Source organism: Bradyrhizobium sp. AZCC 1577 (assembly GCF_036924575.1).
Classification (GTDB): domain Bacteria; phylum Pseudomonadota; class Alphaproteobacteria; order Rhizobiales; family Xanthobacteraceae; genus Bradyrhizobium.
The window spans coordinates 4,651,604-4,670,398 of the sequence record NZ_JAZHRQ010000001.1 but is presented as its reverse complement, the minus strand read 5'-3'; the positions used below and the strand labels follow the sequence as shown (position 1 = coordinate 4,670,398).

The following is an 18,795-nucleotide window of genomic DNA, read 5'->3' as shown; positions in this document are numbered from 1 at the left end:
GCCTCTGCCTGTTTGAAGTTACTTCTTCGTCGCGGCGTAGCGCGCCTTGGTCTCGGCGTTCATCGGATAGAGGCCGGGCAATGCCGCGCCGTTGTTCACCTCGTTGACGATCCAGGCTTCCATCCGTTCCTGCTCCGGCCCTTCGGCCAGCACGTGGTCGAGCAGGGCCTGCGGGATCAGCACGGCGCCGTCCTGGTCGGCGACGACGATGTCGTTCGGGAACACCGCGACTCCGCCGCAGCCGATCGGCTCGCCCCAGCCCACGAAGGTCAGCCCCGCCACGGAAGGCGGCGCGGCGAAGCCGTCGCACCAGACCGGGAGATTGGTGCCGAGCACGCCTTCGACATCGCGCACCACGCCATCGGTGATCAGCGCCGCAACGCCACGCTTGACCATGCGGGCGCAGAGGATGTCGCCGAAGATGCCGGCATCGGAGACGCCCATGGCATCGACTACGGCGATGCAGCCTTTCGGCATGGCTTCAATCGCAGTGCGGGTCGAAATCGGCGACGACCAGGATTCAGGCGTGGCGAGATCTTCGCGCGCGGGCACGAAGCGCAGCGTGAAGGCCGGTCCGACCAGCCGCGGCTGCCCCGGCCGCAGCGGCTTGGTGCCGCGCATCCAGACGTTTCGCAGGCCCTTCTTGAGCAGCACGGTGGTGATGGTGGCGGTCGAGACGCCGGACAGGGTTGCGATGGCTTCGGGGGACAGGGACATCTGGAATGCAGGCTCCGGAGGATAGGTGAAAGGTAGCGCATCTTGCGAAGCGCTTGTAGCGCGTCAAGGTCTCGTGGAAAGAAGCGCGATCATAACATCTTATCGTCGGACTGCAGATTAATTTATTGAACTTACTGGCGGATTTCGCGCGAAGCGAATTCCACTCGCGCCCAAAACACGTTAGAGGTTGAGGCTAGCATGAGAGCTGCGAGATAAGTTTAGAGGCCATGGCCGCGACGCTACCCCCGCCCCGCCTGTTGCCGAGTGGCGACAGCGCCATCACGGTAGAATTCAGCCGTAACATCGACGATGCCGCCAACCGGCGGGTGCTGGCGCTCGACCGTGCGCTGGCCGCTGAGCCGATCGCAGGCATCATCGAGACGGTGCCGACCTATCGTTCGCTGCTAGTCCACTACGACCCGGTCCAGATCGGTTTCGACAAGCTTGGCGAAAAGCTTCTCGCGCTCGCCGAGCTCCCGGTACCGGCGACGACAAAAACCCGGCGCTGGCGCATTCCAGTCGTTTATGGCGGCGAGCACGGTATCGATCTCGAGGACGTCGCAAAAACCCTCAACACCACGCCTGACGAGATCGTGGCGCGGCACGTCGCGGGCGACTACCGGGTCGCGATGATCGGCTTTACGCCCGGCTGGTCCTATCTCAGCGGCCTTGCGGATAGCCTACATATGCCGCGGCGGCAGAATCCGCGCTTGCTGACCCCGGCCGGTACCATCTCGATCGGCGGGGTGCAGACCGGCGTGCAGTGTCTCGCCGGCCCGAGCGGCTGGCATCTTCTGGGGCGGACAGCCGTTCGCACCTACCAGCTTCACCGCGACCCGATTTTTTTGCTGGAGCCGGGCGACAACGTCACCTTCACGCCCGTCGATGCCAAGACTTTTGCAGAACAGGATCGCGCCGCCGAAGCCGGCGAAATCATTGCCGAGCAGATCGCCACATGAGCAAGCTCGTCATTGCATCGATCGGTCCGGCGAGTTCGGTACAGGACGGCGGGCGTCCCGGCGCCCAGCGCTACGGCCTGGTACCGAGCGGCGCCATGGATCGGCTGGCGCTGGCGGCAGCCAACACGCTGGTTGGCAATGAGCCATTCACGGCGGCCGTCGAAGTCGGCCCGTTCGGGGCGAAATTTACCGCGCGCGGGGCTGCGGTGCGCGTCGCGCTGACGGGAGCCCCGCGCAATGCCGATATTGCCGGCCGCGCCGTGGCACCGGATACATCCGCAACCATCGCCGATGGCGAGACGCTGACGCTCGGCTTCGCCCGCGGCGGCGCGTTCAGCTATCTCGCGATTGAAGGCGGCATTGCCGGCGAGCCGATGTTCGGCAGCCTCGCCGTCAATGCCCGCGCAGGCCTCGGCAGCCCCTACCCTCGCCCACTGCAGGCCGGCGACGAGCTACCAGCGAAGGCCGCAGTCGGCGCGGCGGAACGGCGGATCGAATTGCCGGCGGTAACCGACGCGCCGATCCGCATGGTCTGGGGTCCGCAGGACGACGAATTCACCGATGAGACCAAAAAACTGTTCGTCGACAGCGAATGGAGGATATCGGCGACCAGCGACCGCATGGGCTACCGGCTTGAAGGCCCCACCCTCAAGCACCTCCACGGCCATAACATTGTCTCCGACGGCACCGTCAACGGCAGCCTGCAGGTGCCCGGTAATGGCCAGCCGATCGTGCTGATGCCGGACCGCGGCACCAGCGGCGGCTATCCCAAGATCGCAACGGTGATTTCGGCCGACCTCGGGCGATTGGCACAGATCCCCGCCGGGCGCGCCTTTCGCTTTCGCGCCGTCAGCATGGCGGAAGCGCAGGCCGAAGCGCGCAAATTTGCGGAACTGTTGCGCACCCTGCCCGAGCGGCTGCGCGCAATCGAAAGCGTTGATCTCAACATCGACGCGCTGCACGATGCCAATGTCGCGGGCCACGCCGTCAGCGCGGTCGATGCCGGAACCTGGCACGCGGTATCGATGGCCGACATAGCGGGCCCGGACTGAGCACCAATCCACTCACGAGAAGCGGACGGATAACATGACAACCATCGACCTCAATTGCGATCTCGGCGAAGGATTTGGCGCGTGGGAAATGGGCAATGACGCCGCGATGATCGAGCTTGCGACGTCGGTGAACGTCGCCTGCGGCTTTCATGCCGGCGATCCTGACATCATGCGCCGCACGGTCGAACTGGCGAAAGCGCGCGGCGTCTCGGTCGGCGCGCACCCTGGATATCGCGACCTGCACGGCTTCGGTCGGCGGCCGATCCCGGGCCTAAAATCTTCGGAGATCGAGAACCTCATCGCCTACCAGATCGGCGCGCTGCAGGCGATTGCGACCGCGGCCGGTTACAAGGTTACCCACGTCAAGGCGCATGGCGCGCTCTCCAACGTCGCCTGCGAGGACGACATGACGGCGAAAGCGATCGCCAACGGCATCAAGGCGGTCGACCCCAATCTGATTTTCGTGGTGCTCGCCAATTCCAAGCTGGTGCAGGCCGGCGAGGCCGCCAATTTGCCGATGGTGCACGAGGTGTTTGCCGACCGCGCCTATGAAGACAATGGCTCACTGGTGTCGCGCAAGAAGCCCGGCGCCGTGCTGCACGATGCCAAACAAATCGCCGATCGCGTGGTGCGGATGGTGCAGGACGGCGCGGTGGTGTCGGTCACCGGCAAGGTGATCAAGATGCGCACCGACACCGTCTGCATTCATGGCGACACGCCGGGTGCAGTCGACATCGCACGCGGCGTGCGTCAGGCGTTGAAGAATGCAGGGATTACGGTCGCGCCGTTCAAGACGGCACGTTGATCTCAGAACGGATGGACCGACAGCGTACCGAACACGATGGCGGCAATGAGCGCGAACGCGCTGTAGAGCGCGGCGGTGTGAAAGCCGGTGCCGGAACGGCGGGACACCGAGCGTGCGTAAAGGTGCAGGCGGGCTTCCGCCGATAGTTCGCGCATGGTCGATCTCCAACGCAGCATGGAGTGCATATGGAATATCGATCGCGCACCGATGCAAGGTATCCGCCGAAATAGCGATGGGGGCGCTCCGGCGCGCTCCATTTCGAGGGGAAATTTCCCTTCTTTCCGACCAGAGCGAGAATTTTATTCGGGCCGATTTGAGGGGGTTGGAGCCCGGATTAGTAAACGTCCTGCTGGAACCGGCCCGTTTTCTTGAGTTCCCCGACGAAGCTGACGGCCTCGTCGGTGGTTCGGGCGCCGAATTGCGCGACGATGTCGACCAGCGCGCGCTCGACGTCCTTGGCCATCCGCTTGGCATCCCCGCAGATGTAGACATGGGCGCCTTCGGCAAGCCAGGTCCATACCTCGCGGCCAACCTCGCGCATGCGGTCCTGTACGTAAAATTTCTTGTTGCCATCGCGCGACCACGCCAGTGACAACCGCGTCAGGAGGCCCGACGTCTTCATCGCATTGAGTTCGTCGGCATAGAAGAAGTCGCAATCGCTGCGCTGATGGCCGAAGAACAGCCAGTTCTTGCCGGGTGCGCCGGTGGCGCGGCGATCGAGCAGGAAGGCGCGGAACGGCGCGATACCCGTCCCAGGGCCGACCATGATGATTGGGGTCTTCGGGTCTTGCGGCAGCGCGAAGCCATGGGCCTTCTGTACATAGACCTTGACCTCGTCGCCGGGACTGATGCGCTCGGCAAGGAATGTCGAGGCCAGTCCCAAACGACGACGCTTGTTGACCACATAACGCACGCAGTCGACGGTCAGCGACAGCTTTCCGGGCGTCGCATTGTGCGACGACGAGATCGAGTAAAGCCGCGGCTGTAATGGCTCCAGCGCCTCGACAAAGGCCTCGGGATGCGGGCCGATGCGGAAGAACTTCTGCAATACCGCCATGACGTCGAGCGTCGCCGCGTCGCCGTCGGGATCTTCGCCCTGCGCCAGCGCGCGGGCTTTCTCGCGTAGCGCGCCGCCGGTCAGGTACGAGATCAACTCGAACAGTGAATCCGGCGCAGGCGACAGTGAGACGTCGTCGCGCAATACTTCACGCAGCGTCTTTCCCCTCACCTCCGTCGTATGCGATGCGCCCAGAAGTGCGATGATCTGGTCGACCAGGCCGATGTCGTTGCGCGCAAAGATGCCGAACGAATCGCCCACGACATAGTCGAGGCCACATCCGGAGAGATCGAACTCGATATGCCAGGTCTCCTTCTCCGAGCCCTTGCCGTTGAGCAGTCGCCGCGACAGGAATCTTGCGTTTGCGGGATTGTCGCGCGAGCGGCCGGGCTCGCCTGGAGCCGCCGGCGCAACCGCGGCCGCTGCTGTCGCGGGCGCCGATGACGGTGCGGGTGCCTTGTCGATCTCCTCATAAAGCGACTTCAGCATCCGCGCGGTTTCCTTGCCGCCGGGGACGCAGAGGTTGAGCCGCGCTTCGCTCTTGTTCGCAATCGCTTCCGAATAGTTATGGCAGTCATAGCCGCACTGACCGCAGTCCTGCTGTGCCATTGCCGCCATCATCCGCCGCCGCAACGGCCGGCCCTCGGCAAGCTTCATGCGATCGGCGATCGGCATGGTCTGGTCGTGCCACGGCGCTTCGCCGTCATCGCCATCGCCGACCGCGCCCTGCATGACTTCAGCGCCTTGTTCGGCCGACAACGGCGTCGCATCGGACAGGAGCCCGGCAAAGAACCCGTTCAGCCAGGAGCGCTGCGCTTCGGAGAATGGCGCGTTCGAGGGAATGATCTCGACCTTGGGTGGAGGCGTGATCTGATTCATGAGGACACCTGAGCGTCAGTGACCTGGGCATCGGCCAGCTTGCGCAGCGTCTCGCCGTCATGGCGGCGCGCAAAGGTCAGGAACGTTTCATCGGGTGATGCGCGATGCGTAAGATAGGCCTTCAGCAATTTCTCGACCGTCCTCGGCGCATCCTCGGCCTTGACGTCGCGATAGACCTCCTGCCCGACATCGGCGTCGGGTCCGAAGCCGCCGCCGGTGAAGAGATGATAGCCCTCGACGGGATCGGCATCTTCGCCAATATCCACTTTCGCGGCGATCAGCCCGATATCGCTGATGTAGTGCTGCGCGCAGGAATGATGGCAGCCGGTGACGTGGATGTTGATCGGCGTCTCGATGTCGACGCGTGGCTCGCACCAGTCGCCGATTTCGGCGGCATGGCGCTTGGTATTCGCCGCCGCAAATCGGCAGCCGGCATTGCCGGTGCAGGCGATCAGCCCGGCCCGGATTTGCGACGCCTCGACCGCGAGACCGATCTTCTTGATCGCGGCGACCGCAAGCTCGACGTTCTCGTCGCGCACGCCCGGAATCAGCAGGTTCTGCCACACCGTCAGGCGGATATCGCCGTCGCCAAGATCCTGCGCGATTTTGGCCAGCCCCCGCATCTGCTCACACGTGATCTTGCCGAGTGGCAGCGACACGCCGATCCAGTTCAGCCCCACCTGTTTCTGCCTGTGCACGCCGATATGCGCCGTGCGATCCGAGGCCGGCCGCGGTGCCAGCGCTTCGGGCGGCACGCGGGTGAAGGGCTTGCCGAGCCGCTCCTCGACCAGCGCGTGGAATTTTTCGTGCCCCATCCCATCGAGCACATATTTCAGCCGCGCCTTGTTGCGGTTGGTGCGGTCGCCCAGCTCAATGAAGATGCGCACGATGGCATCCGCCACTCTGGTGGCATCGGCCGGCTTCACGATGATGTCGCTATATTTGGCAAAATCCTTGTGACCGGTGATGCCGCCGATCCCCAAGCGAAACCAGATGCCGGGCTCGGCGCCAAAGCCGTCCTTCACCTCGACCGCGGTGAACGCGATGTCGTTAGTGTCTTCCAGCACGGCGATCTTGCCGGCGCCATCGAAAGCGACATTGAACTTGCGTGGTAGGCCATACAGCGAGCGATCGTTGAGGATGTGGTAGTGCCACTCGCGGGCATATTCGCGGGTGTCGACCAGTTCCTGCGGGTCGATCCCCGCCGTCGGCGTGCCCGTGACGTTGCGGATATTATCGGCGCCGGTGCCGCGCGAACACAGGCCCAGATCCTGGATGCCCTCGATCAAAGCCACCGCATGCTTGGGCGGAATTTCGCGCACCTGCAAGTTAGCGCGCGTGGTGACGTGGCAGAACGGCCCGCATAGCCGCTCGGCGAAATCGGCCAATCCCGAAAACTGCCAGTGCTTCAGGATGCCGTTCGGAATCCTGAGGCGGCACATGTAGGAATCCTGCGCCGGCGCGACGTAGAACAGGCCGTAGTAGCGCCAGCGGAAATTATCTGCGGGGTTCGGCGGCGCGTTGTCGAGCGCCTGCTGCTTCAGCCGGGGATAGGCATCGAACGGATGCTCCTCGCGCTTGAACTTCTCCGGATCGGCGAGCTTTTTGCCGGAGGCCGTGACCTTGTCCTGCGCCTTGATATGGGCGGCATCCGGCCCCGTTGGTTCGGCATTCGCCTTTCCCGCGTTACCGAGGCCGCGCCCGACCCGGCTGATCTGCAAACCTGCGGTAAAGCCTTCGAGGTAGCGCTTCTGCTCGTCGGTAAAGTCGACTGTAATCGGTTCGATTTTCATGCGCGACGAAGCTCCTGCGGCCACGATTGGTGGCGTCAACGAATGGGATGGACCGCCCAGGAGAATCGGCCAGGCGTGGTGCCGGGCTGTGATTCTGGGTATGCGGTCCGACCAGCTTCGTTGCTGCGGAAATCCATCTTGGACGTAGGTCAGCAGGCATCTGCGACGAGCCGACCGCACTGCACCATACAAGTTGCGTGCCAAATGGAGTCGCGACGAATGTCTTGGAGTTTCAATCTGTTCCAACGAGGAACTCGAAACTATGAAGCAAGCTTCATAGTTGCATTCTGAGCAATCTGCTTAAGAACTGGGCGGCCAGTGCAATTGCCCAATATTTCTTCAATCGACTGGCTTACGGCTTCCAATGCCCAATCTTGAAAGCCGCCAGATGCCCGGCGATATCCGCGGGGTCGAATGCGGGGCCGGCAAAGGCGCCGATGGCACCAGGCGCGTCGGGAGCCGCCCCCGGACGTCCCATGGCGGCGTCGTAGAGTTCGGGCCTGAAGACCGCCATGGCGGTCCGCAGCGCATCGGGCCGCATCTGTGTCTGTCCCCAGCGTACCATTTGGGCGTAAAGCCAGGCGGCCTGCGCCGGATCGGGCCGGCCCGCCCCTTCGCGCCCGACCAGCAGATAGCGGCCGCTCTCGCGCCGCTGGCCGTCCGGTGAAATCTTCAGTCGGCCGTCGAGGGTGCGTTGGATCACCTCGGCGCCGACGCCAAGCCGGTCGGGCCGCGCCAGGACATCGGCGGTCTCGGCGCGGTTTCCGGGCTCCTCGATGTATTCGGCGGCGTGGGCAGCCGCGCGGATCAGCGCAGCCAGCGCGTTCGGATTCTTTTCCGACCAGCTTTGCCTGACCGCGAGAACCTTTTCGGCCGCGCGCACCAAAATATCAGAGACGAAATGCAGTATGTGGCCGACGCCGAGATCGACCGCGACCGAGTTCCAGGGCGCGCCGACGCAGAACGCATCGACATGGCCATTGGCGAGGCTGTCCACCATGTAGGGCGGCGGCAGCACCACGAGGCGAACATCCTCATCGGGATCGACCCCGCCCGCCGCCATCCAGAACCGGAGCTGGTAATTGTGGGTGGAGAACGGGAACGTCATGCCGAACGTCAGCGGTTCCGCGCCGCTCTTGCGCCTGGCGGCAACGACGCGGGCGAGCGCCAGTGCCGTGGCCATGGGATCGAGCGGATCGCCGTCGATCTCGCTCATGATTGCGGCGTGCAGCGCCGGCGATACCGTGATCGCGTTGCCATTGAGGCCCAGATTGAATGGCGCAACGATCGGCACCTTGACGTGGCCGAGCCCCAAGCTCGAGGCGATCGCCACCGGTGCCAGCAGATGCGCCGCGTCGAACATGCCGATATTGAGCTTGTCGCGGACGTTGGACCACGACACTTCACGCACCAGCGTGACGTCGAGCCCTTCGGCGGCCGTAAAGCCCTTGTCGACGGCGATGATCAGCGCGGCCGCGTCGACCAGGGGAATGAAGCCGATATGCAGCGGTGTCGTCATTTCAGCAGCTCCGACGCGGTCAGGATCGACTGCGCGATCTCGCCGATTTTCTTCTTCTCGCGCATCGCGGTGGAACGCATCAGCACATAGGCCTCCTCTTCGGTGAGGCCCTTCACCTTCATCAGGATTCCCTTGGCGCGGTCGATCACCTTGCGCTCCTCGAGCGCCGACTTGGTGCGGTCGAGTTCGTCCTGCAGCTTGGAGAAGGCGTTGAAGCGGGAAATGCAGAGGTCGAGGATCGGCTTGATCCGTTCTTTCTTCAGGCCGTCCACGATATAGGCGGAAACGCCGGCATCGACGGAGGCCTGGATCGAGGCCGCATCGCTCTGGTCGACGAACATCGCGATCGGCCGCCGTACCGCGCGGCTGACCTGGAACATCTGTTCCAGAACGTCGCGGCTGGGGTTTTCCAGGTCGATCAGGATGACGTCCGGGTCGAGCGCATAGATCCGTGCCAGCAGGCTCTGCATTTCGCTGATATGCACAACGCCGGTAAAGCCCGCCTCCCGCAACCCCTCTTCCAGGATTGCGGCCCGGATCGGACTTTCGTCGACAATGACGATTTTCGGCGACGACTCAGCGCTCATCGATCAACTCATACCCCGGCCGGGCATCCATAGCACGTCAGAAGCTGGCGCAAAGCCTTGTAATTATGGGCAATTAGGACTAGCTCGTGCCGATCAATCAGGCAGATGAAATATGCAACAGGCCGCTGCGCCCAAAGTCAGCTTTGTTTCCCTTGGGTGCCCCAAAGCGCTGGTGGATTCCGAGCGCATTATCACCCGGCTGCGCGCCGAAGGCTATGAGCTGGCCCGCAAGCATGACGGCGCCGACATCGTGATCGTCAACACCTGCGGCTTCCTCGACAGCGCCAAGCAGGAATCGCTTGGCGCCATCGGCGAGGCGATGGCGGAGAACGGCAAGGTCATCGTCACCGGCTGCATGGGCGCGGAACCCGAGCAGATCGAGGCGGCCTATCCGGGCGTGCTCTCGATATCGGGCCCGCAGCAATATGAGAGCGTGCTGGAGGCCGTGCACCGGGCCCTGCCGCCGGTCCATAATCCGCACCTCGATCTGGTGCCGCCGCAGGGCGTCAAGCTGACGCCGCGCCACTACGCCTATTTGAAGATTTCCGAAGGCTGCAACAACCGCTGCAGTTTCTGCATCATCCCAAAACTGCGCGGCGACCTGGTGTCGCGTCCGGCCAATGACGTGCTGCGCGAGGCGGAAAGGCTCGTCGCAGCCGGCGTCAAGGAATTGCTGGTCATCTCGCAGGACACGTCGGCCTATGGCGTCGACGTGAAGTATTCCGAAAGCCCCTGGAAGGACCGCCAGGTCCGCGCCAAATTCTTCGACCTCGCCAAGGAACTCGGCGACCTCGGCGCCTGGGTGCGGCTGCAATATGTCTATCCCTACCCGCACGTCGATGAAGTCATCGGGCTGATGACCGAGGGCAAGATCCTGCCCTATCTCGATATTCCCTTCCAGCATGCGAGCCCGGACGTCCTGAAAGCCATGAAGCGCCCCGCCGCGCAGGAAAAGACGCTGGCGCGGATCAAGAAGTGGCGCGAGGAATGTCCTGAACTCACGCTGCGCTCGACCTTCATCGTCGGTTTCCCCGGCGAGACCGATTCCGACTTCGCCTATCTGCTCGACTGGCTGGAAGAGGCCGAGATCGATCGTCTCGGCTGCTTCAAATACGAGCCGGTGGCGGGCGCCGCTTCCAACGCGATCGGCAATGCCGTGCCCGACGAGATCAAGCAGGAGCGCTGGAACGCGCTGATGGCGCGGCAGCAGAAAATCTCCTCTCGCCGTCTCAAGCGCAAGGTCGGCACGAGACAGCAGATCATCGTCGACGAGGTCGGACCGACGGTCGCAAGGGGTCGTTCAAAAGCCGACGCGCCGCAGATCGATGGAGCGGTCTATCTTTCCAGCCGCCGCCCGCTGAAGGTCGGCGAGATCGTCACCGCGAAGATCGAGCGGTCGGATCAGTATGACCTGCACGGCAGCGTCGCGGGATTCTGAACACCGGACGCGGCTTGACATGGCGCACCGTTCGGCTGTATGGGCCATCGCCATGAAACTGAACCGGACCAACCGCCGCGCCTGCCTGCGTCGTCGCTCTGTCGACGATGATGGGTCGCGCCGTGTCCGACGACAACGCTGATTAGCTAGTTTCAGCCAAGTTTTCGAGAAGGCCGCACCCTCAAAGTGCGGCCTTCTTGCGTTTCGGCCTGCCCCTTCCCCCAAACCCCTGAGGAGATCGACATGACCCATGCTGCCCATCCGTTCGACGCGCTGATGAACATCACCGCGCGCCCGCAGGCCGTGTTCGTTCGCGGCGAAGGCGCGTATCTCTGGGATGACGCCGGCAAGCGCTACCTCGATTTCATGCAGGGTTGGGCCGTCAACTGCCTCGGCCATTCGCCGTCGGTCGTCGCCGAAGCGCTTGCCGCGCAGGCAAAACTGCTGCTGACGCCAAGCCCCGCCTTCTACAACGGCCCCAGCCTGAAACTCGCGCAAGCACTTCGCGAGAAGAGCTGCTTCGATCAGGTGTTCTTCGCCAATTCCGGCGCGGAGGCCAATGAAGGCGCCATCAAGCTCGCGCGGAAATACGGCACGAAATACAAGAACGGCGCGTTCGAAATCATCACCTTCGAAGGCGGATTTCACGGCCGCACGCTCGCGACCATGTCTGCATCGGGCAAAAAGGCGTTCGAGCCGCTGTTCGAGCCGAAAGTGTCAGGCTTCCGCAAAGCCAAGCTCAACGATCTCGATTCGGTGAAGGCGCTGATATCGGACAATACGGTCGCGGTGATGCTGGAGCCGATCCAGGGCGAAGCCGGCGTCTGGCCGGCAACCGATCAATTCATGAAGGAGTTGCGCGCACTGACGAAAGAGCACGGCCTGCTGCTGATCGTCGACGAAATCCAGACGGGGATGGGCCGGACTGGAAAGCTGTTTCACTATGAACATGCCGGCATCGAGCCCGACATCATGACCCTCGGCAAGGGTATTGGCGGCGGCGTGCCGCTGGCCGCCTTGCTCGCGACCGAGCATGCTTCCTGCTTCGAGCATGGCGACCAGGGCGGCACGTTCAACGGCAATCCGTTGATGTGCGCTGCGGGGCTTGCGGTGCTTGAGGAGGTTTCGAAGCCGGAATTTCTGAAAGCGGCTGCGGATGCCGGCCTGCTTCTGGAAAGCGAGCTGCAGAAACTGTCCGCGCGTCACGGGCTCGGCGAAGTCCGGGGCCGTGGACTGTTGCTGGCGCTCGATCTGAAGCTGCCGATCGGTGCCGCGATCGTGGCCGAAGCGTTCGCGGACGGCGTGCTCATCAACTCGCCGCAGCCCGATGCGCTCCGCTTCATGCCGGCGCTCAACGTCACGCGCGAGGAGATATCGCTGATGATCGATTGCCTTGATGCGATCCTGGTCAAGACAGGTGCGGCAAGGCGGGTGGCGTAGTCCGATCGTCATTGCGAGCGTAGCGAAGCAATCCATCGTGCCACGAGTGGAGATATGGATTGCTTCGTCGCTTCGCTCCTCGCAATGACGGCGGAGAGACTCACGGCCGCAGGATCGCAGCCCCCGTGGTCGCCCTGCTCTCGAGCTCGATATGCGCCTTCGCCGCATCCTTCAGCGCGTAGGCATGATTGATCGGCACGTGCAGTTTGCCGTTGATGACGGCGGCAAACAGCGTGTCGGCGCCTTCAAGCAGCTCCTTGCGGGTGCTGACATAGTCATTGAGCTTGGGCCGGGTGGCAAACAGCGAGCCGTGATTGTTGAGCTCGGCAAGCGGGAACGGCGGCACCGGACCGGAGGCGTTGCCGAAGCTCACGAACAGGCCGCGGGGCCGCAGGCACGACAGCGAGCCCGGGAAAGTGGTCTTGCCGACGCCGTCATAGACGACGTCGCAGAGCTCGTTGCGGCTGATCTGTTTCACGCGTGCGACGAAGTCCTCTTCGTTATAGAGGATAACGTGATCGCAGCCATTGGCGAGAGCGAGATCGGCCTTGGCCTTGGAGCCGACGGTGCCAATCACATGCGCGCCGAGCGCCTTGGCCCATTGGCAGGCCAACAGGCCGATGCCGCCCGCGGCGGCATGGATCAGCACGCGATGGCCGGGTTCGACCTTGAAGGTCTTGTGCAGGAGGTACCAGACCGTCAGCCCCTTCAGCATCAGGACGGCGCCCTGCTCATAGGTGATGTGGTCGGGCAGCTTGACCAGCTTGTCGGCCGGGATCACCCGCTCGCTGGTGTAGCCGCCGAGCGTGAAATAATAGGCCACGCGGTCACCGGGATGAAAATTGGTAACGCCCGGGCCCACGGCCAGGACCTCGCCGGCGGCCTCATTGCCGGCAATGAACGGCAGCCCCGGCGCCTTGTAGAGACCGGTGCGGAAATAGACGTCAATGAAGTTCAGCCCGACGGCATGCTGGCGGAGGCGAACCTCACCCGGCCCCGGCGCCGGGACCTCGACGTCCTCATACACCAGGGCTTCCGGTCCCCCCACCTTGTGCACGCGCACAGCCTTGGTCATGACAGTCTCTCCCTCGGTATTTGCTGAACGCCCCAGCTACGAAGCGAAACGAAAGCCATCGCCGTCGCCTTGTCAACTGATCGGTCGAAAAACGCCTATTTGGCGGCGGCTTTTCTGCGGTTGCGCCTGGCGAGCACATTGAACATTTCGACCGCGGCCGCGAACAACATGGCAAAATAGATGTAGCCGCGCGGGATATGGAATTGGAATCCGTCCGCCACCAGCGCCACGCCGATCAGCACCAGGAATGCCAGTGCCAGCATCTTGGTGGTCGGGTGATTGGCCACGAACCGGGCCACCGGACCCGACGAGACGTACATGACGACGCATGCGATCACGACGGCGGCGATCATGATCTCCAGATCCTGCGCCATACCGATCGCGGTGATGATCGAGTCCAGGGAGAACACGATGTCGATGATGATGATCTGCACGATCACCCAGAAGAATGCGCTGGCCCTGGGTTCGGCATCGAGCTCGCCATCGCTCGCCTCGACCTCGCCATGAATTTCATGCGTCGCCTTCGCGATCAGGAAGGCTCCACCGGCAATCAGGATGATGTCCCGCCAGGACAGTTCGACATTTCTTATCGTGATGACCGGCTCCGTCAGGCCGATCAGCCACACCAGCAGGGTGAGCAGTAGGATGCGGAACACCAGTGCCAGCAGCAAGCCGATTTGACGCGCGCGTTTGGCCTGCGCCGGCGGGATGCGCGAGACGATCACGGAGATGAAAATGACGTTGTCGATGCCGAGCACGATTTCCAGCGCCGTCAATGTCAACAGCGCCGCCCAGGCTTCCGGGCTCGTCAATAATTCCATCATGCCTTGAACGACTTGATTTGCCGGATCACGGCGTCACTTCCTATTACGTAAGCCGCAATGGCGCACAGCGCGGCGACGATGGGAGCGCCCACGTTGAAATCGCAGCTCAGCGTATAGATCGCCAGCACGGCTCCAATGGCCATCAGCCACAGGGTCAGCCAGCGTAGCCGCACCACCCTGATCGGATGCAGCACATGAAACGGGGCGAATGTGAGCGCGATCAGGATTGCAATTCCAAGAGTCGAGAGTGCCGGCGGCAAGTGCAGCAAGAACAAATAAAACGCCGCCGCGTTCCACAGCGCCGGAAAGCCGCGAAAGTGGTTGTCGGACGCCTTCATGCGCCGGTCCGCGAAATAGAGCGCACCGGAAACCATAATGCCGATGCCGAGTAGCGGCGCCGCCACCGGCAGCAGCAGCCCGCTCGCGGTGATGGCATAGGCCGGAACGAAGACGTAGGTCACGAAATCGACGACGAGATCGAGCACGTCGCCCGACCAGTTCGGCTGCAGCCGCACGACATCCAGCTTTCGCGCCAGCGGCCCGTCGATGGCATCGATGATCAGGGCGACGCCAAGCCAGCCGAACATATTGGCCCAATGTTCGCGGACGGCCTCGAGCATCGCCAGCAGCGCGACGCCCGCGCCCAGTGCCGTGAAAATGTGTACGGCGAATGCGGCGGTCCGCATTCGGCTGGTGGGGACGGAATCTGGCTCTGTGGTCTGGTCCATTGCTCCGGCAGTGCTATCAGGAATCGCCCCGATTTGCATATCGGCGCTTTGCGGCGTTCCGCCGCGCGATTGAGCGGAAACATTTCGGCCGGTTGATGACTTGAAAATGCCAGCCCGAGCGTCAATTGTCCCGATATGAATGACGCATCTCAAGTTTATGACGCTGCCGTGATCGGCGGCGGGCCAGCGGGCCTGACCGCAGCCGTCGCGCTGGCCGCTACCGGCGCGAGAACCGCCCTGCTCGCCCGCCGCGCCCCCTATGCCGACAACCGCACCACGGCGCTGTTGGGGGCTTCCACCGAGCTGCTCGAACGTCTCGAGGTCTGGCCGCGCTGCCAGGACAGGGCTGCCGCCTTGCGGATCATGCGCCTTGTCGACGACACCGACCGGCTAATCCGCGCGCCCGAGGTGCGGTTTTCCTCGGACGAGATCGGTCTCGAACAGTTCGGCTACAACATCGACAACCGATCGTTAATGGTTGCCCTTGAAGAGCGCGCCGCCGAACTTTCCAATTTGACTCGATTTGACGATGAGGCCGCCGCAATCGACCCGCAGGATGCGATCGTCGCCATCCGTACCGGCAAGGGCGAGCAGCTTTTCGCGCGGCTGGTGATCGGCGCAGACGGCCGGCAATCACCGTCCCGCGAGGCGGCCGGCATCAAGACCAGCCGTCGCGACCTTCATCAGTCGGCGCTTACCTTCAACATTTCCCATTCTCGACCGCACAACTGCATCTCCACCGAGTTTCACACCGCGCAAGGTCCATGCGTATTCGTGCCCCTGCCCGGCAACCGCTGCAGCGTGGTGTGGGTCTCGGAAACCAGAGAAGCGGAGCGGCTGATCTCGCTTGGCGACGAGGAATTGTCGGAAGCCACGGAAAGACAATCGCACTCCATTTTCGGCCGCGTCCAGGTGGAAGCCGGGCGCAACCTGTTTCCGCTGACGATCGAGCGTCCCGAGCAATTCGCCAGCCATCGTGTCGCGCTGGTCGGCGAATCCGCCCACGTGGTGCCGCCGATCGGCGCCCAAGGCCTCAACATGGGATTGCGCGATGCGGCCGATATCGCCGATATCGCCGGCAATGCGATCTCGCTCGGCGAGGATCCGGGGGCGCCGGCCGTACTGGCGCGCTATCAATCCGCGCGCCGTGCCGACGTCGCAAGCCGGCTGATCGCGATCGACGTCGCCAACCGTTCATTGCTTAGCGATTTCCTGCCGATGCAATCGCTGCGCGCGGCCGGTATGCACCTCCTCGCCTCGTTCGGCCCGCTGCGGCGGCTTGCCATGCGCGAGGGGCTGGCGCCGACCTGGAAGCGCGTGAGCTAGCTCCGGACGCCAGCGCGAGGGCTGCGAACCTGGCTCACTCTACTTTGCATGGGGTTGTTTTCGCGATTTTGTGTCTCCGCGCCACGCTTACGGAAACACCAGCCGCCCGCTCTGGATGAACCACATCACGCTGGTCAGCGTGACCACGGAGGCGAAGGTTCCGATCAGGACGGCCACCGACGCCGGCTCGATCCAGGTATTGTTCTGCCGGGCGATCACGAACACGTTCAGCGCCGGCGGCAGCGCGGCCATCAGTACGGCGGTCGCGGCCCAGGGCTGCGCGAACGGGCCAAAAAGCAGCATCAGCCCGAATACGATGAGCGGATGGATCAGGAGCTTGATCGCGATCACGCCGGGCACTTCCCAGGGCACCCGATCGAACGGCCGCAGTGCCACGGTGACGCCGAGCACGAACAGCGCCGTCGGCGCCGCCGCGTTCTGGAGAAATAGCAAGGTCCTGTCGATGGCGACCGGCACTTGAATGTGCAACGCCGCGACAAGCGCTCCCGCGGCGGCCGACATGATCAGCGGATTGAGCACGATCTGCCGCGCGGCGATGCCGATGGCGTACAGGAGCGACGGATGCTTGCGATCGCTCAGCGCCATCAGCAGCGGCACGATCGTGAACAGGAAAATGCTGTCGCAGCAGAAGATCAACGCGGTCGGCGCCGCTGCCTTGGCTCCGAGCACCGCCAGCGCCAGCCCGGGGCCCATATAGCCGATATTGCCGTAGGCTCCGGCAAGGCCCGCCATCGTCGCCTTGCGCAGCGACAGTTCGCCGATGATGCGGCCTGCCACCATGGCAAGCACGAAGGCGCTCACGGTCGCCAGCGTGGTTGCGATCAGAAACGGCGGGTTGTTCAGTTCGGAAAATGGCGTCTCCGACATGATGCGGAATAGCAAGGCCGGCAGCGAGACGTAGAGCAGAAAGAAGTTCATCCAGGCGAGGCCAGATTCCGGCAGCCCTCGGGTCTTGCCGCAGGCAAAGCCGATGAAGATCAGGCCGAAATAGGGGAGCGCGAGGTTGAGGATGTCGACCATCTCGTAAAGCGTCTTTTCGTCAGTGATTTTGGGGAGATGGCGCCGGATATGGCCACCACGCGTAAAGGTTAATTCGTCCTATTGCCCCTAGCATCGGCCACAATCATGGTCTATTCGACGGGATATGATCAAAGCGCGCACCGCCAAATTTCAGATCGGGCAGATCGTCCGCCACCGGGTGTTTTCATTCCGGGGCGTGATTTTCGATATCGATCCGGAATTCAACAATACCGAGGAATGGTGGTTGTCGATCCCAGAGGAGGTTCGGCCTGACAAGGATCAGCCGTTCTATCACCTGCTCGCGGAAAACTCGGAGTCCGAATACGTCGCCTACGTCTCCGAGCAAAATCTGCTGCCGGACGATTCCGGCGAGCCGATCCGGCACTCGCAGGTGGCCGAGATTTTCGTGAAGGACAAGTCCGGCGGCTACCGCCCGCGCAACCCGTCGCTCAACTAGCATTCTTCTTCCGGCAAGGAAAAAGGCGCCCCGGTCGGGCGCCTTTTGTTTTGTCGAATGGCGCGGCTGTTACTTCGCCGCCGGATTTGCAGTGGCGCCCGGCTGGGTGCCCTCCAGCTTCTTGCGCTGCTCCTCAGCACGCTTCTGCAGCTCTTCCTGCAGTTTCTTCTGGTTTTCCTCGAACTGCTTCGGATCAGTCGGCGGACCGTCAAAGGCCTTGGCGAATTCACCGGCGAGCGGCAGCGGCAGCGTCAGCGGCGCGCCGTTGGAATTGATCGCCTGAACAACCAGATTCTGGCCCTTCTTCAAGTTGGCGATCAGCTCGGGGGTTGCTTCGTAGTCCGACATGCAGCCGTTCTGGAAGCAGATCACATAGGGGCCCTGCTGCGGCGGATTGTTATCAACGATGATCCGGGTTCCGTGCACGAGCTGCATGCCGAGCGGCAAGGTCACGCGCAGGAGCTTCTTCGGCTCGCCTTCCGGCTCGATGATGACGGCGGCGATGACGGGTTGGCCCGACTCGATGCGGCCGTCCTTGCCGGTGAAGCAAACCTGCTTGGCGCCGGCTTCCTGACCCTTGAGACAGAACTTGGTCCAGGGCGCGTAGATTAGCTGGACCTGCTGCTCCTGGGGCGGGGCGGCGCCGGCAGGAGCGCCAGCCGGAGGGGCTTGTGCCGCGGGAGCGCCGGCGGGACCCTTGGGAGCAGCCTTCGGCGGCGCTTTCGGAGCGGCAGGCGCCGGGGCGGCCTTCGGGGCCCCGGGCGCTGGCGCGGGCTGCTGAGCTTGCGCGCCCGACGCGATCAACGTTGCCGACAATGCCGAGGCCGCCAACAGGGCCAAGACCTGCCCACGCGGCCGAATCGACGCGGCGAAGATACGGAAATTCATTGCGGAAAACCCTTTCTGAACCGGAGCGCCCGAAACCGCTACAGGCACCGACACCAACCCGCGCTGGGGCGGCTGTCTCGTTGGCAATTGAGGCGGATACGTGACCGGCGTTCCCGCGGTCATCAACTGCCCGCCTTCAATACAGCGGCAGACGAAAAGATCAATGCCGACAAGCATCTTTGGGGGTTCCTCGCAGGCCGAGGCCGAAGC

Annotated in this window: 18 protein-coding genes; 7 read left to right on the top strand and 11 right to left on the bottom strand. The window is 63.3% G+C overall.

Annotated features, from left to right (window positions below; translation table 11 throughout):
• Positions 1-18: 18 nt before the first annotated feature.
• Positions 19-717 carry a ribonuclease activity regulator RraA gene (locus V1278_RS22110; RefSeq protein ID WP_028346033.1) on the bottom strand — a complete coding sequence of 233 codons (699 nt, stop codon included), beginning with the start codon at positions 715-717 and terminating at the stop codon, positions 19-21.
• Between the two features lie 227 nt (positions 718-944).
• Between V1278_RS22110 and pxpB the strand changes: the two genes are divergently transcribed.
• Genes pxpB through V1278_RS22095 form a run of 3 tightly spaced genes read left to right on the top strand, consistent with a single transcriptional unit; the run spans position 945 to position 3,533 of the window.
• On the top strand, positions 945-1,676 hold the full coding sequence (gene pxpB, locus V1278_RS22105) for a 5-oxoprolinase subunit PxpB (RefSeq protein ID WP_334382184.1): 732 nt from the start codon (positions 945-947) through the stop codon (positions 1,674-1,676).
• Positions 1,673-2,728 carry a biotin-dependent carboxyltransferase family protein gene (locus tag V1278_RS22100; protein ID WP_334382183.1) on the top strand — a complete coding sequence of 352 codons (1,056 nt, stop codon included), beginning with the start codon at positions 1,673-1,675 and terminating at the stop codon, positions 2,726-2,728. Before pxpB ends, V1278_RS22100 begins: the two co-directional genes overlap by 4 nt.
• A 34-nt stretch (positions 2,729-2,762) precedes the next feature.
• The gene (locus V1278_RS22095; protein ID WP_334382182.1) at positions 2,763-3,533 is read left to right on the top strand and encodes a LamB/YcsF family protein; all 771 of its coding nucleotides are present in this window, start codon (positions 2,763-2,765) and stop codon (positions 3,531-3,533) included.
• A gap of 2 nt (positions 3,534-3,535) precedes the next feature.
• On the opposite strand, the gene V1278_RS22090 is transcribed toward V1278_RS22095, so the two are convergent.
• From V1278_RS22090 to V1278_RS22070, 5 genes are all read right to left on the bottom strand, one after another.
• Positions 3,536-3,688, bottom strand: a complete 153-nt coding sequence (locus V1278_RS22090) for a hypothetical protein (protein WP_176721835.1) — start codon at positions 3,686-3,688, stop codon at positions 3,536-3,538.
• A 179-nt stretch (positions 3,689-3,867) separates the two neighbouring features.
• The gene (locus V1278_RS22085) at positions 3,868-5,469 is read right to left on the bottom strand and encodes a sulfite reductase subunit alpha (protein WP_334362729.1); all 1,602 of its coding nucleotides are present in this window, start codon (positions 5,467-5,469) and stop codon (positions 3,868-3,870) included.
• Positions 5,466-7,262, bottom strand: a complete 1,797-nt coding sequence (locus V1278_RS22080) for a NirA family protein (RefSeq protein ID WP_334362730.1) — start codon at positions 7,260-7,262, stop codon at positions 5,466-5,468. Before V1278_RS22080 ends, V1278_RS22085 begins: the two co-directional genes overlap by 4 nt.
• A 352-nt stretch (positions 7,263-7,614) precedes the next feature.
• Positions 7,615-8,781: a CmpA/NrtA family ABC transporter substrate-binding protein gene (locus V1278_RS22075; protein WP_334362731.1), complete on the bottom strand. Its 1,167-nt coding sequence runs from the start codon at positions 8,779-8,781 to the stop codon at positions 7,615-7,617.
• Positions 8,778-9,368, bottom strand: coding sequence for an ANTAR domain-containing response regulator (locus V1278_RS22070; protein WP_028346026.1), 591 nt, complete (start codon positions 9,366-9,368; stop codon positions 8,778-8,780). Before V1278_RS22070 ends, V1278_RS22075 begins: the two co-directional genes overlap by 4 nt.
• Positions 9,369-9,480: 112 nt before the next feature.
• On the opposite strand from V1278_RS22070, the gene rimO reads away from it, so the two are divergent.
• Positions 9,481-10,806 (top strand): 30S ribosomal protein S12 methylthiotransferase RimO, encoded by a 1,326-nt coding sequence (gene rimO / locus V1278_RS22065; RefSeq protein WP_334362732.1) that lies wholly within the window; start codon positions 9,481-9,483, stop codon positions 10,804-10,806.
• 243 nt (positions 10,807-11,049) lie between these two features.
• Positions 11,050-12,246, top strand: a complete 1,197-nt coding sequence (locus tag V1278_RS22060; RefSeq protein WP_334362733.1) for an acetylornithine transaminase — start codon at positions 11,050-11,052, stop codon at positions 12,244-12,246.
• Positions 12,247-12,346: 100 nt separating this feature from the next.
• On the opposite strand, the gene V1278_RS22055 is transcribed toward V1278_RS22060, so the two are convergent.
• The 3 genes from V1278_RS22055 to pcsA form a co-directional block, all read right to left on the bottom strand.
• A complete protein-coding gene (locus V1278_RS22055) occupies positions 12,347-13,321 on the bottom strand; it encodes a quinone oxidoreductase family protein (RefSeq protein ID WP_334362734.1) in 975 nt (324 codons plus the stop codon).
• Between the two features lie 95 nt (positions 13,322-13,416).
• Positions 13,417-14,145, bottom strand: coding sequence for a TerC family protein (locus tag V1278_RS22050; protein WP_334362735.1), 729 nt, complete (start codon positions 14,143-14,145; stop codon positions 13,417-13,419).
• Entirely contained in the window at positions 14,142-14,873 is a 732-nt protein-coding gene (gene pcsA / locus V1278_RS22045) for a phosphatidylcholine synthase (protein ID WP_334362736.1), read from the bottom strand. The genes V1278_RS22050 and pcsA overlap by 4 nt, the downstream gene beginning before the upstream one ends.
• A 135-nt stretch (positions 14,874-15,008) precedes the next feature.
• Here pcsA and V1278_RS22040 point away from each other — a divergent pair, with 135 nt between their 5' ends.
• Positions 15,009-16,199, top strand: coding sequence for a UbiH/UbiF family hydroxylase (locus V1278_RS22040; protein WP_334362737.1), 1,191 nt, complete (start codon positions 15,009-15,011; stop codon positions 16,197-16,199).
• A gap of 87 nt (positions 16,200-16,286) precedes the next feature.
• Here V1278_RS22040 and V1278_RS22035 read toward each other — a convergent pair whose 3' ends face one another.
• Positions 16,287-17,240, bottom strand: a complete 954-nt coding sequence (locus tag V1278_RS22035; RefSeq protein ID WP_334362738.1) for an AEC family transporter — start codon at positions 17,238-17,240, stop codon at positions 16,287-16,289.
• Positions 17,241-17,364: 124 nt separating this feature from the next.
• Here V1278_RS22035 and hspQ point away from each other — a divergent pair, with 124 nt between their 5' ends.
• Positions 17,365-17,697: a heat shock protein HspQ gene (gene hspQ / locus V1278_RS22030; protein ID WP_028346018.1), complete on the top strand. Its 333-nt coding sequence runs from the start codon at positions 17,365-17,367 to the stop codon at positions 17,695-17,697.
• 69 nt (positions 17,698-17,766) lie between these two features.
• Here hspQ and V1278_RS22025 read toward each other — a convergent pair whose 3' ends face one another.
• Positions 17,767-18,585, bottom strand: coding sequence for an invasion associated locus B family protein (locus V1278_RS22025; RefSeq protein WP_334362739.1), 819 nt, complete (start codon positions 18,583-18,585; stop codon positions 17,767-17,769).
• Between the last annotated feature and the right edge of the window lie 210 nt (positions 18,586-18,795).

Bases quoted from the DNA above. Each gene is read 5' to 3' on its own strand.
- V1278_RS22110 (WP_028346033.1), bottom strand. From the start codon at position 717: ATGTCCCTGTCCCCCGAAGCCATCGCAACCCTGTCCGGCGTCTCGACC.
- pxpB (WP_334382184.1), top strand. From the start codon at position 945: ATGGCCGCGACGCTACCCCCGCCCCGCCTGTTGCCGAGTGGCGACAGC.
- V1278_RS22100 (WP_334382183.1), top strand. From the start codon at position 1,673: ATGAGCAAGCTCGTCATTGCATCGATCGGTCCGGCGAGTTCGGTACAG.
- V1278_RS22095 (WP_334382182.1), top strand. From the start codon at position 2,763: ATGACAACCATCGACCTCAATTGCGATCTCGGCGAAGGATTTGGCGCG.
- V1278_RS22090 (WP_176721835.1), bottom strand. From the start codon at position 3,688: ATGCGCGAACTATCGGCGGAAGCCCGCCTGCACCTTTACGCACGCTCG.
- V1278_RS22085 (WP_334362729.1), bottom strand. From the start codon at position 5,469: ATGAATCAGATCACGCCTCCACCCAAGGTCGAGATCATTCCCTCGAAC.
- V1278_RS22080 (WP_334362730.1), bottom strand. From the start codon at position 7,262: ATGAAAATCGAACCGATTACAGTCGACTTTACCGACGAGCAGAAGCGC.
- V1278_RS22075 (WP_334362731.1), bottom strand. From the start codon at position 8,781: ATGACGACACCGCTGCATATCGGCTTCATTCCCCTGGTCGACGCGGCC.
- V1278_RS22070 (WP_028346026.1), bottom strand. From the start codon at position 9,368: ATGAGCGCTGAGTCGTCGCCGAAAATCGTCATTGTCGACGAAAGTCCG.
- rimO (WP_334362732.1), top strand. From the start codon at position 9,481: ATGCAACAGGCCGCTGCGCCCAAAGTCAGCTTTGTTTCCCTTGGGTGC.
- V1278_RS22060 (WP_334362733.1), top strand. From the start codon at position 11,050: ATGACCCATGCTGCCCATCCGTTCGACGCGCTGATGAACATCACCGCG.
- V1278_RS22055 (WP_334362734.1), bottom strand. From the start codon at position 13,321: ATGACCAAGGCTGTGCGCGTGCACAAGGTGGGGGGACCGGAAGCCCTG.
- V1278_RS22050 (WP_334362735.1), bottom strand. From the start codon at position 14,145: ATGATGGAATTATTGACGAGCCCGGAAGCCTGGGCGGCGCTGTTGACA.
- pcsA (WP_334362736.1), bottom strand. From the start codon at position 14,873: ATGGACCAGACCACAGAGCCAGATTCCGTCCCCACCAGCCGAATGCGG.
- V1278_RS22040 (WP_334362737.1), top strand. From the start codon at position 15,009: ATGAATGACGCATCTCAAGTTTATGACGCTGCCGTGATCGGCGGCGGG.
- V1278_RS22035 (WP_334362738.1), bottom strand. From the start codon at position 17,240: ATGGTCGACATCCTCAACCTCGCGCTCCCCTATTTCGGCCTGATCTTC.
- hspQ (WP_028346018.1), top strand. From the start codon at position 17,365: ATGATCAAAGCGCGCACCGCCAAATTTCAGATCGGGCAGATCGTCCGC.
- V1278_RS22025 (WP_334362739.1), bottom strand. From the start codon at position 18,585: ATGAATTTCCGTATCTTCGCCGCGTCGATTCGGCCGCGTGGGCAGGTC.